Source organism: Aurantiacibacter atlanticus (genome assembly GCF_001077815.2).
Classification (GTDB): domain Bacteria; phylum Pseudomonadota; class Alphaproteobacteria; order Sphingomonadales; family Sphingomonadaceae; genus Alteraurantiacibacter; species Alteraurantiacibacter atlanticus.
In genome coordinates, this window is the sequence record NZ_CP011310.1 from 2,901,779 (window position 1) to 2,913,884 (window position 12,106).

Here is a 12,106-nt window from a genome sequence, read left to right on the forward strand (position 1 = left end):
TACATTGCATAGTGACTTGGCCACGTGTAACCACAGGTTGGTTCTTGCAAAGCAATGATTCGAATTTTTGTGATTTCGAAGACGTTAAAAAGCGTCACGAATAGGAGAGTGAAATGGAAGACGCGGAAAATATCGGCGGCAAGATAGCTGATCTGCAACATTTGAAGACCCGCATGCGGTCTTGGCTGAGCAAGGATGAAGAGCGCGGCATCTTCAAAATGGATCGTACGGCGTTCACAGAGGCAGCGCTTTTCGACCTTGAAATGAAATACATCTTTGAACGCAATTGGGTGTATCTCGCGCATGAAAGTCAGGTTTCCGAACCCAACGATTTCTTAACCACCAAGATTGGGCGTGTCCCCGTTATTGTGATGCGCAACAAAGCTGGCGAGCTGCATGGATTCGTCAATGCTTGTACCCATCGCGGTGCGCGCCTGTGTCGCGAACGCGTCGGCAACAAGCGCAATCACATGTGTCCATTTCACGGTTGGACCTATTCGTCAGGTGGTGACCTGCTCGATGTGACTGATGAAAGTCTCGGAGGATATTCGCCCGCTTTCAGTCGCGACGATCTCGGTCTTGTTCCACTTGGAAAATTCGATGTTTATCGTGGCTTTATTTTCGGCAGCGTCTCTGCTGATGTGGAGCCGCTGGCTGATTACCTTGCCGGGTCAAAAGACTTTATCGACATGTTTGCCGACCAGTCGAAGACCGGCAAGATGGAAGTCCTGCCTGGAACCAATCGCTATCGCTATCACGGCAATTGGAAGATGCAGGTAGAGAACGGCCTTGATGGTTATCACGTGATGACCACGCATGCGAACTACTTCATGACCGTGCAGCGGCGTGTAGAGGGGCTATCGAAGAACGATACCAAGGCGATCGATTTTGATGGTTTTTCGGCTCGCGATGGCGGTTCGTTCTCATTTAAGAATGGCCATACTGTGCTGTGGGCAGACTATGCCAATTACATGGATCGACCCAATTATCGGATCCTGGATTGGCTTGAAGAATCTCACGGCGCCGAAAAGGCAAAGTGGATGAACAAGCGCATCCGCAACCTGCTGCTGTTCCCGAACGTTTTCTTGATGGATCAGACCAGCACGCAAATTCGTATTATTCAGCCGATTTCAGTCAATGAGACTGAGATCAGCACCGTGTGCATCGCCCCCGTTGGCGAAGATCAGGAAGCGCGGACGCTGCGCCTGCGCCAGTATGAAGATTTCTTCAACTCAACCGGCATGGCCACACCTGACGATCTGACCGAGTTCAATAACTGTCAAACCGCCTATGCTGCAGGGGAAGGTCTGTATAACGAGATGTCTCGTGGCGCGACCCGCTGGGAGACTGGTCCAGGCAAATTCGGCGAGCCGCTGGATGTCGATGTCGTCAAGAGCAGCCCATCGGTAGCTGACGAGGGCCTCTATGTCGCGATCCATGATGAATGGGTCGATATCATGGAAAAAGCGATAGACAGCGAATGCGAGGAACTTTCTGCTCAGCGTGAACGAATTCGGGAGGAGGCGTAATGACGGACACCAACGCGCGTTGGTTGGCGGTCTCCCAATTTCTTGGCCGGGAAGCGCTTTTTCTTGATGACAAGGACTGGGATAGCTGGCTGGAATTATACCATGAAGATGCCGAATACTGGGTACCTGCATGGGACGACCACGAAAGACCGACCAACGATCCCCAGCATGAAGTTTCGCTGATTTATTACCCAAATCGTGGCGGGCTTGAGGATCGCGTTTTTCGTATCCGTACGCGGCGCTCTTCTGCGAGTACGCCCCCACCCCGGACCGTCCATTTGTTCACGCTTCTGGCGGTGGAAGAGAAGGACGGACTCGTTCATGTTCGCACTTCTTGGAACACCACTTCTTTCTTAGAAGAGACTGTATCAACTCTCAGCGGACACGCTCATTACGACCTTGAGCCGACGGGTGATACTTTCGTTATAAAGCGCAAGAAGACAATCGTAACGACGGATATTTTCCGGGAGGTTGCGGATGTCTACAGCCTCTGATCGGCGACCTGCAGCGGGTTCGCGACCGGTCGTTGGCACCATGATAGGCGACCCGGCGGGCATAGGCCCGGAGGTTGCCGTAAAAGCGCTCGCATCGGGCCGGGTCCATGATGTGTCGGTTCCGGTTTTGCTTGGCTCTGCCGCGGCGGTGGAACGTGCGCTGAAGTTCACCGGGCTGAATGCCCGGGTGCGCGTAATGCAGCAGTTCGAGAAACCGAGCGACGATCCGGCCATTATCGATGTCATCGATACCGGCGCTTTGCCTGAAGGTGTTTTGCCCTTGGGTGAGGATACCGAAGCAGCAGGCCATGCCAGCGCGCAATGGCTCGACGAGCTTGATGCACTGGCACGTGACGGCAGTTTCGCCGCCACGATCATGGGACCGATCAGCACTGGATCGCTGAAGATGGCGGGCAAGATTGACAAGGTCATCAGCCCAACCCCGGGCGAAAGCTATCTCGTGCTTTTGACGGGGCCCCTGCGCGTTGCTCATCTAACCGATCACATGCCATTGCGGCAGGTAATCGACGTCATTTCATCAGATCTTGTGGCGAGTGCCCTCGAGCAATTGAACGATGCGATGACTTCATGGGGCATCGTTCGCCCCCGGATCGCCGTTGCAGGCCTCAATCCACACGCCGCAGGTGATGAGGATCGCGATGTAATCGCTCCCGGGGTGGAGCTGGCAAGATCGAAGGGGATTAACGTCGAAGGACCGATCCCCCCTGACTCGGTTTTCCGCCAGTGTATCGAGGGGCGCTATGATATGGTTCTCGCAATGTTCCACGATCAGGGACATATCGCTGTAAAGACTTGGGGATTCTCAGGGAATTGCGTGATCATGATGGGGCCACCTTATCTACACATGTCCGTAGCCCACGGCACGGCCTACGACATTGCTGGCAAGGGTACGGCAGATGCCGAAATGATGCTGAGCGCCATGCTTACCGCAGGGCGCCTCGCCTCTGGAGGCGGTTTCGAAGAAGCTAGGGAGAGCTCTGATGAACATTAATAACCCGGAACTGGTAAAAAATTCGACGCCTACGTCAATTGATTACGCAGTCTATCACAGCCCTGAAATATTCGCTGCCGAGCAGAAGAATATCTTTCGCGGAAAAACCTGGTCCTACATAGGATTGGAGGCCGAAATCCCGAACAAGGGTGATTTCCGGTCAACTCATGTAGGGCAGACGCCTATTGTCATGGTGCGGGGCGATAATGGAGAGATCCATGCCTGGGTGAATCGCTGCGCCCATAAAGGGGCAACGGTATGCCGTTCGCTGCGCGGAAATCGCGCTGACGATGCATTCGTTTGTGTCTATCATCAGTGGTCCTACGACGCGACAGGCAAGCTGACAGGCGTACCTTTTCGCCGCGGCCTGAAGGGTGTCGGCGGCTATCCAAAGGATTTCGATCTGGAGGCACATTCGCTCGAACAGCTTCGGGTCGAGACTTTCGAAGGAATGGTATTCGGTACATTCAGTGATGACGTTGCCGGGCTGGAAGAATTTCTCGGCCCGGTTATGCGCAAATATATTGCACGCGTGTTCCAGCGCCCTGTCAAAGTGCTGGGCTATGCGCGGCAATATATGGCGGGGAACTGGAAGCTATATTCCGAAAACAGTCGTGACAGCTATCACGGTGGACTGCTGCACCTGTTCTATCCGACGTTTGGCATATATCGGCAGAGCCAGGAAAGCGCCGGTGAATTGTCGGAGGAAGGCTTCCACAATGTCTTCACCGTCTCAAAGCCGAAGGGCGATGTTGATTACAGCTCATTCGGGGACGAAGCCAATCGCCAGATGCAAGGTGAGGCAAAGCTGCAAGATGAAAGGGTGATCGCATTCCGCCCGGAGATTGACGATGATGTCGGACTGCATATTCAGTCAGTCTTCCCCTCGGTCGTCGTTCAGCAAATTCAAAATACTCTGGCCACGCGTCAGATCGTCACTCATGGCCCTGACAAGACCGAATTGGTCTGGACCTATTTCGGCTATGCTGATGACGATGAAGAAACTACGCGCCATCGCTTGAGAAACCTGAATCTCGTGGGGCCGTCTGGCCTAATCTCGATGGAGGACGGTGAGGCAGTGGAACTTTGCCAGCAGGGCACACTCGGGGCCGAAGGCAAGCATAGCTTTGTCGAAATGGGTGGCATTGATGTGCAAGAGTATTATGCGCCTATGGGAATGGACGAAAACTCTGTGCGCGGATTCTGGAAAGGGTATTTGAGTCTAATGGGCGATTCTCTGGTGGATGCCGCAGGAGAAGCTGCGTGAGCATCCCGCAGGAAGACGCGCAGCGCGCCATAGACGATCTCAATGCGGCCTACGGCCTGTGCCTTGACGATGAGAGACTGGAGCAATGGCCAGAATTCTTCGTGGAGGAGTGCCTGTATCAGATCATTGCTCGCGAAAATGTCGATAATGGACTGCCAGCCGCAGTCATGTATTGCGATAGCAAGGGAATGCTTATCGACCGGGTAGTAGCCTTACGCAAAGCGAATGTTTTTCCTGAACATTTCAATCGCCACCTGACGGGACGCTCAGTAATTACCGGACAGGAAGGCAATATTGTCTCGGCCGAATCAAGCTATGTCGTTTTCCAGACGCGCAATGACGGGGAAACGCACATTTATAATGCAGGAAAATATGTGGACCAGTTCGACTTTACAGACGCCGAAGTGCGCTTAAGAAGCCGGACTTGTGTGTACGATACTTTGCGGATTCCAACACTGCTCGCCACCCCCATTTAAAACCCATTTTCTTTACCAACCGATTACATAATCTGGAGTGTCCATTATGAAGCTTTTCGCAAGTCCTGGTGCCTGTTCGCTGGCTCCGCACATTGCTCTAAGAGAAATCGGTGCCGATTTCGAATTGACCAAGGTCGATCTCGCTACTCGCAAGACAGAAAACGGAGAGGATTTTCTTTCGGTAAATCCCTCGGGCAAGGTTCCTGCGTTGACGCTCGATAACGGTGAAACTCTCACCGAAAATCCTGCTATTCTAAGCTATATTGCAGACCAAAAGCCTGAGTCCGGTCTCGCGCCAAGCGAAGGTACATTTGATCGCTATACTCTACTCAGTCGGCTCAGCTTCCTTGCCTCGGAATTTCACAAGGCATTCGTGCCTTTGTTCCATCCTGGCAGTGACGAAAAATCCAAGGCTGCGGCTGCAGAGAATGTCAAACAGCACCTTGCTGCCTTGAATGAGGAACTGTCCGACGCAGAATATTATTGCGGAGATAGTTTCAGCGTGGCCGACATCTATCTCTTTGTCATGCTGGGCTGGCCCAACCATGTGGGCATTGATATGAGCGCTTACCCTGCGCTTGGTGCTTATTGCGGACGGATCGCTCAGCGTCCGTCAGTGGGCGCGGCTCTTCAGGCGGAGGGGCTTGCTTAGGATTAAATTGTGGACTTCACGACAGCACATCTGAAATTGTGAAGCAGTTCCACAGCATGCAGGACGTGGTGAAATTTCCGAAGGTCGAAAAAGGTATATGGCGAATATGACAGAGAATGGTGACCGCCCTGAGATAGGCAAGTCTCTCGTCGTTGATGGTAGCGCGACCAATTACCATGACATGGGTGACGGAAGCCCCGTCTTGCTTATCCACGGTTCCGGCCCAGGCGTAACCGCCTGGGCCAACTGGCGGCTAAACCTGCCAGAGCTGACAAGTGAGTTTCGCACTATTGCGCCAGACATGTTCGGGTTCGGATATTCAGACAGCAAGGGTCGGATAGAGAACAAGCAAGTTTGGGTTGATCAACTCGCTGGTTTTCTTGACGGACTGGGGATTGATAAGGTTTCAGTCGTTGGCAATTCTTTTGGCGGGGGCATCGCCCTGGCTTTCATGATAGCTCATCCTGATCGTATCGACCGCGCCGTCCTGATGGGTCCGGCTGGACTGAATTTTCCGATCACTCCTGCTCTTGACAAGGTCTGGGGCTATGAGCCCTCCCCGGAAGCGATGAGGGAGTCGTTGGAATATCTCGCGTGGGATCACAGTCGGCTCACCGACGATCTGATCCAGTCTCGCTATGAAGCCAGCATTCGTCCCGGCGCGCAAGAGCCATACAATGCCACATTCGGAGGCGCTGATCGCCAGGCCAATGTCGCAATGCTTGCAAGCAGTGAGGATGACATCGCCGCGCTGCCGCATGAGACGCTGATACTACATGGCATTTCGGATCAGGTCATTCCGCTGGACTCAACGGTCCGCTTGGCCACGCTGATGCAACGTGCGGACTTGCATGTCTTTGCAGAATGCGGGCACTGGGTTCAGATTGAACGTATGGCGAGCTTCAACCGCATGGTGACAGAATTTTTCAAGAACGGCCTTAAGGCCAAGAAATAGAGGATATCAATCATGGCATTAACCGGAGTAATTCGGCCCGGATACGTCCAGCTGCGAGTTCTGGATATCGAAGAGTCTATCAAGCATTATCGTGATCGTATCGGCCTTAATCTCGTCGCGCGCGAAGGTGATCGGGCGTTTTTCCAAGCCTTTGACGAGTTTGACCGGCACAGCATCATCCTGCGTGAAGCGGATTCCGCTGGCATGGATGTCATGGGCTTCAAGGTCATCAAAGATGCAGATCTCGATCACTTCGCTGAACGTCTTTTGGACATGGGCGTCCATGTTGAAGTTATCGCCGCAGGGGAGGACCCCGGTGTAGGCCGCAAAATCCGATTCAACACCCCAACGCAGCACGTCTTTGAACTCTACGCCGAGATGGAACTTTCCGAAACCGGCCCTGCCACCAAAAACCCGGATGTCTGGATCGCCGAGCCTCGTGGCATGCGCGCAACGCGCTTCGATCACTGCGCGCTCAACGGCGTCGACATTTCCGCTTCAGCCAAGATCTTCGTAGAAGCGCTCGACTTCTCACTTACCGAAGAGCTGGTGGATGAGGAAAGCGGGAACCGTCTCGGCATTTTCCTTTCGTGCAGCAACAAGGCACATGACGTAGCGTTTCTAGCCTATCCCGAGGATGGCAAGATCCATCATACTTCCTTCTTCCTGGAATCTTGGCACGATGTGGGCCACGCTGCCGATATTATCAGCCGTTACGATATTTCGCTTGACATCGGGCCGACCCGTCACGGTATCACTCGCGGGCAGACGATCTACTTCTTCGACCCTTCGGGTAATCGAAATGAAACCTTCAGCGGCGGCTATATTTACTACCCCGACAACCCCCAGCGGATGTGGCAGGCCGAAAATGCCGGCAAGGCAATATTCTATTACGAGAAAGAACTGACCGATCGCTTTATGACGGTGAACACCTGATCATGGAAAAGATAGTCTCAGTAAACGTCATCAGTCATAAACTGGCGCTCAAGGCAGCAGAAGCTACTGTTGCAAAAGGGAGCGAGCTTGGTTGTTCGATTGTGGTTGCAATTGTCGGGCCCGGGGGAGAGCTCATCGCTTTCTTGCGGGCCAATGGCGCACCCTTGCCATCAGCAAAAATCGCGCAGGACAAAGCCTACAGTGCAGCCAGCTTCAGGATCCCGACGCCGCAACTTTATGAAATGGTGTCGGGCAATCCCGCACTTCGTGACGGTATCATGTCCCAGCCGGGCATTGCATTGTTTGGCGGCGGCTTGCCGATTGAGATCGACGGCGAATTTGTCGGTGCAATCGGGGTTTCCGGCTCGACGGAGGAGCAGGACATTGAATGTGCCACTGCAGGTCTTGCCTCAATCGGCGCCAAATAGGTCTGATATCCGCTCCGGCAGCATCATATCGAGGAAATAACGATCCAAATGTCTAGCAGATCCCCTCGTCCCGTGGACGATACTATTCTTAACTTTATTGGTGGCTCCTATCGCCAGGGAAGTGAACGAAAGACCTTCCCCAATTTTAATCCAGCAACCGGGGAGCAGATTGGTCTCGTTCAAGAGGCGAGCGCTGACGATGTTGCAGATGCGGTTGCCGCTGCCAAGAAGGCGCTCCAGGGGCCTTGGGGTAAGATGACAACCGCTGAACGGGTCAAGCTGATTTCTGCCGTGGCGACAGAGATTGAGCGCCGTTCAGATGATTTCCTCGAAGCGGAGGTGGCCGATACTGGTAAGCCTCGCGGAGTGGCTTCCCACATAGACATTCCGCGCGGGGCGGCCAATTTCCGAATGTTCGCCGATGTCATTTCGACGATACCCGGAGAAGCGTTTACCACCGACACGCCCGATGGGGGGCAGGCAAACAATTACACGGTTCGCAAGCCTAAAGGGGTGATCGCGGTAATCTGCCCGTGGAACTTCCCATTGCTGCTGATGACCTGGAAGGTCGGCCCGGCATTGGCTTGCGGCAATACCGTTGTGGTCAAGCCTTCGGAAGAAACACCGCGAACCGCCACACTGTTGGGCGAGGTAATGAACGCGGTTGGCATGCCCGAGGGCGTGTATAATGTAGTGCATGGGTTCGGGCCGAATTCGGCGGGTGAGTTTCTTACCTCAAATAGCGAAGTTGATGCGATTACCTTTACCGGCGAGACCGGCACGGGTCAGGCAATCATGCAGAAGGCCGCAATGGGCGTGCGTGACGTATCTTTCGAACTGGGAGGGAAAAACCCAGCGATCGTCTTCGCTGATGCCGATCTCGACAAGGCCGTGGAAGGTCTGTCGCGCGCAGTTTTCCTGAATACTGGACAGGTATGTCTGGGGACGGAACGTGTCTATGTTGAACGCCCGATCTACGAAGAGTTTGTCGAAAGGTTGGCGGCCGCTGGCAAGGGGTTCAAGCCGGGGGTGATCGACGATCCGACTTATCTTGGCCCGCTGATCAGTGCTGAGCATAGGGACAAGGTTCTTGGCTATTACAGCCGTGCCGTGGATGAAGGCGCGACCGTCGTAACTGGCGGAGGCGTGCCCAAGGTCGAAAATGCGCAAGCAGACGGCTTCTTCGTCGAACCGACCGTGTGGACCGGACTATCCCACGACAGTACAGTGATGCGTGAAGAAATCTTCGGCCCTTGTTGCGGAGTGATCCCCTTCGACGCCGAGGACGAAGTCATCGCGCTGGCGAATGATTCACCCTACGGCCTATGTGCCTCAATCTGGACTGAGAACATGTCTCGTGGACACCGCGTGGCAGCATCAATGGATGTCGGTGTCTGTTGGGTGAATTCCTGGTTCCTGCGCGATCTGCGTACCGCTTTCGGTGGATCTGGTCATTCCGGAATTGGCCGGGAGGGCGGCGTACACAGCCTCGAATTCTACACTGAACTTACCAATATCTGTGTTAAACTTTAAGGATCTGTAACCCCTCATGTCGATCGATACAAAGCTCATCAATCAGGCGGCACAGTCCCTTCGGGAGGCGGCAGAGACTGGCAAGCCAGTTGCGCCGGTGCGGGACTTGATATCTGCTGGCGGGTTGGATGCTGCCTATGCTGTGCAGGAGGTCAACACCCGTAAAGCCGTAGCTGAAGGGCGGCGTCTGGTCGGGCGCAAGATCGGTTTGACATCCGTGGCGGTGCAGCGGCAGATGGGTGTAAATCAACCTGATTACGGCATGCTGTTTGCAGACATGGACGTGCCTGAAGGGATCCCAATTTCGCTGGATCAGGTAATTCAGCCAAAGGTCGAGGCAGAGATTGCCGTCGTTATCGGCCGGGATCTTCCGCATCCTGACGTTACTACCGCGGAAATGATCCGCGCGGTTGAATATGTCGTGCCCGCGATTGAAATCGTCGACAGCCGCGTCGCAGATTGGGACATCAAGATCTGGGACACAATTGCAGATAACGCCTCGAGCGGGCTCTTCGTGCTGGGCGCGGTTCCGCGCAAGCTGGACGGCCTCGATTTGCGAAGTTGTGGTATGGTGATGGAAGTCAAAGGTGATCCGATTTCAGTTGGAGCTGGGATCGCCTGCCTGGGGAGCCCGATTACGGCTTCAGTTTGGCTTGCTAGGGTGATGGCGAAAGCCGGTCGACCCTTGCTGGAAGGCGATGTGATCCTGTCTGGAGCACTTGGGCCGATGGCGGGTGTATCGCGCGGTGACGTGGTTGAGGCACGGATTAATGGAGTAGGTACGGTTCGCGCAGCTTTTGCGTCTGCGTCCGACTAGATTTGAAAGAAGGGTAATCAAGTGGCCAAGATGAAATGCGCAATAATCGGGTCGGGCAATATTGGCACCGATCTGATGATCAAGCTTCTCAAGGGTTCAGACAGTCTGGAGCTTGTCGCCGTGGTGGGCATTGATCCGGCATCTGAAGGGCTTGCGATGGCTCGTGAGCGTGGCGTTTCCACGACCCATGAAGGGATAGAGGGGCTGCGCAAGATGTCCGTTTATCCGGAGATCGGCATCGCCTTCGACGCGACCTCGGCCTATGCCCATAAGGAACATGACGCCGCTCTGCAGCAGGATGGCAAGCTGGTGGTCGATCTGACCCCGGCTGCGATTGGTCCGTTCTTCGTGCCGCCGGTCGATGCGGCGCTCGACAGCGGGGTCCGAAACGTCAACATGGTGACCTGCGGCGGACAGGCGACGATACCGATTGTTGCGGCGGTTTCTCGCGTTTCCCCGGTACATTATGCTGAAATCGTTGCGTCAGTGTCCTCGCGTTCGGCCGGGCCCGGGACCAGGGCGAATATCGACGAGTTCACCCGGACCACGGCAAAGGCGATCGAGGATGTTGGCGGCGCAGGCCGCGGGCGTGCGATCATTATCCTCAATCCGGCCGAACCGCCGATGATCATGCGTGATACGATCTTCACACTCACTGATCAGGTCAATGAGGACGATATCCGCGCATCGGTGAAAGAGATGGTCCAGACCGTCCAGTCCTATGTGCCGGGCTATCGGCTCAAGCAGGAAGTGCAGTTCGAGCGGTTCGGTTCGAACAACCCGTTGAAGATACCGGGCTATGGTGAGTTCGAGGGGCTCAAGACCAGCGTATTCCTCGAAGTCGAAGGCGCAGGCGATTACCTGCCCAAATATTCCGGTAATCTGGATATCATGACTGCTGCGGCCAAGGCGGCCGGCGAACGTCTCGCCCAGCAGCAACTCGAAAAGGCTGCAGCATGACTTTCGATCCCGCAACCGACAAACTCTACATTCAGGATGTTACCCTGCGTGACGGGATGCATGCCATCCTGCACATGTATGGTACCGACAGTGTGCGCACGATTGCAAAGGCGCTCGATGATGCCGGCGTTGATGCGATCGAGGTATCGCATGGCGATGGTCTCAACGGCACCTCGTTCAATTACGGTTTTGGCGCCCATACCGATTGGGAATGGATCGAAGCTGCCGCCGATGCGATTGATCGCGCTGTGCTGACGACCTTGCTGGTGCCAGGGATCGGCACGGTCGAGGAGCTTCAACGGGCCTACTCGCTGGGAGTGCGATCGGTGCGGGTCGCGACCCATTGCACCGAAGCCGATGTTGCCAAGCAGCACATCGGCATCGCCCGCGATCTTGGCATGGATGTGTCAGGCTTTCTGATGATGAGCCATATGATCGATGCAGAGGCTTTGGCGCAGCAGGCGCTGCTGATGGAGAGCTATGGCGCGCATTGCGTCTATGTGACCGACAGCGGCGGTGCGCTTGACATGGATGGAGTTCGTGATCGCCTGCGCGCCTATAACCGGGTGCTCAAGCCGGAAACCCAGCGCGGCATCCATGCCCACCACAATCTCTCGCTTGGGGTGGCCAATTCGATAGTCGCCGCCCAGGAAGGGGCGGTACGGATCGATGCCAGCCTTGCCGGGATGGGGGCAGGAGCCGGTAACGCTCCGCTTGAAGTATTTGTCGCAGCAGCCGACCGCAAGGGGTGGGACCATGGCTGCGATGTGATGGCGCTGATGGATGCAGCGGAGGACATTATCCGTCCGCTGCAAGATCGCCCGGTGCGGGTTGATCGTGAAACACTTAGCCTGGGTTTTGCCGGAGTGTACTCCAGCTTCCTCAGGCACGCGGAAAAAGCAGCCGAACAATATGGCCTCGATACCCGCAATATCCTGCTGGAACTGGGCAAAAGACGCATGGTCGGTGGACAGGAAGACATGATCGTCGATGTCGCTCTCGATCTCGTCAATGCAAATGCAAATGCAAATGCAGGGGCGAACTGAT

At 55.0% G+C, this 12,106-nt stretch carries 13 protein-coding genes; all 13 read left to right on the forward strand.

Going from position 1 to position 12,106, the window contains the following annotated elements:
• The first annotated feature begins 113 nt into the window (after positions 1-113).
• The 13 genes from CP97_RS14140 to dmpG all read left to right on the forward strand — a co-directional run bounded on the left by CP97_RS14140 (position 114) and on the right by dmpG (position 12,105).
• Complete coding sequence (locus tag CP97_RS14140) at positions 114-1,529, forward strand: Rieske 2Fe-2S domain-containing protein (protein WP_048886480.1); 1,416 nt, start codon at positions 114-116, stop codon at positions 1,527-1,529.
• A complete protein-coding gene (locus CP97_RS14145; protein WP_048886481.1) occupies positions 1,529-2,023 on the forward strand; it encodes an aromatic-ring-hydroxylating dioxygenase subunit beta in 495 nt (164 codons plus the stop codon). The genes CP97_RS14140 and CP97_RS14145 overlap by 1 nt, the downstream gene beginning before the upstream one ends.
• Positions 2,007-3,035: a PdxA family dehydrogenase gene (locus tag CP97_RS14150; protein ID WP_048886482.1), complete on the forward strand. Its 1,029-nt coding sequence runs from the start codon at positions 2,007-2,009 to the stop codon at positions 3,033-3,035. The genes CP97_RS14145 and CP97_RS14150 overlap by 17 nt, the downstream gene beginning before the upstream one ends.
• Entirely contained in the window at positions 3,025-4,302 is a 1,278-nt protein-coding gene (locus CP97_RS14155) for an aromatic ring-hydroxylating dioxygenase subunit alpha (RefSeq protein ID WP_048886483.1), read from the forward strand. The genes CP97_RS14150 and CP97_RS14155 overlap by 11 nt, the downstream gene beginning before the upstream one ends.
• Positions 4,299-4,778 (forward strand): aromatic-ring-hydroxylating dioxygenase subunit beta, encoded by a 480-nt coding sequence (locus CP97_RS14160; protein WP_082863841.1) that lies wholly within the window; start codon positions 4,299-4,301, stop codon positions 4,776-4,778. The genes CP97_RS14155 and CP97_RS14160 overlap by 4 nt, the downstream gene beginning before the upstream one ends.
• A gap of 46 nt (positions 4,779-4,824) precedes the next feature.
• Complete coding sequence (gene gstA / locus CP97_RS14165) at positions 4,825-5,430, forward strand: glutathione transferase GstA (protein ID WP_048886484.1); 606 nt, start codon at positions 4,825-4,827, stop codon at positions 5,428-5,430.
• A 106-nt stretch (positions 5,431-5,536) separates the two neighbouring features.
• The gene (locus CP97_RS14170; RefSeq protein ID WP_418202074.1) at positions 5,537-6,385 is read left to right on the forward strand and encodes an alpha/beta fold hydrolase; all 849 of its coding nucleotides are present in this window, start codon (positions 5,537-5,539) and stop codon (positions 6,383-6,385) included.
• A gap of 12 nt (positions 6,386-6,397) precedes the next feature.
• Positions 6,398-7,321, forward strand: a complete 924-nt coding sequence (locus CP97_RS14175) for a catechol 2,3-dioxygenase (RefSeq protein ID WP_048886486.1) — start codon at positions 6,398-6,400, stop codon at positions 7,319-7,321.
• A 2-nt stretch (positions 7,322-7,323) separates the two neighbouring features.
• Entirely contained in the window at positions 7,324-7,749 is a 426-nt protein-coding gene (locus tag CP97_RS14180; RefSeq protein WP_048886487.1) for a GlcG/HbpS family heme-binding protein, read from the forward strand.
• A gap of 48 nt (positions 7,750-7,797) precedes the next feature.
• A complete protein-coding gene (locus CP97_RS14185; RefSeq protein ID WP_048886488.1) occupies positions 7,798-9,282 on the forward strand; it encodes a 2-hydroxymuconic semialdehyde dehydrogenase in 1,485 nt (494 codons plus the stop codon).
• A gap of 16 nt (positions 9,283-9,298) precedes the next feature.
• Positions 9,299-10,099, forward strand: coding sequence for a 2-keto-4-pentenoate hydratase (locus tag CP97_RS14190; protein ID WP_048886489.1), 801 nt, complete (start codon positions 9,299-9,301; stop codon positions 10,097-10,099).
• A gap of 21 nt (positions 10,100-10,120) precedes the next feature.
• Entirely contained in the window at positions 10,121-11,059 is a 939-nt protein-coding gene (locus CP97_RS14195; RefSeq protein ID WP_048886490.1) for an acetaldehyde dehydrogenase (acetylating), read from the forward strand.
• Positions 11,056-12,105, forward strand: a complete 1,050-nt coding sequence (gene dmpG, locus CP97_RS14200; protein WP_048886491.1) for a 4-hydroxy-2-oxovalerate aldolase — start codon at positions 11,056-11,058, stop codon at positions 12,103-12,105. Before CP97_RS14195 ends, dmpG begins: the two co-directional genes overlap by 4 nt.
• Position 12,106 lies beyond the last annotated feature (1 nt).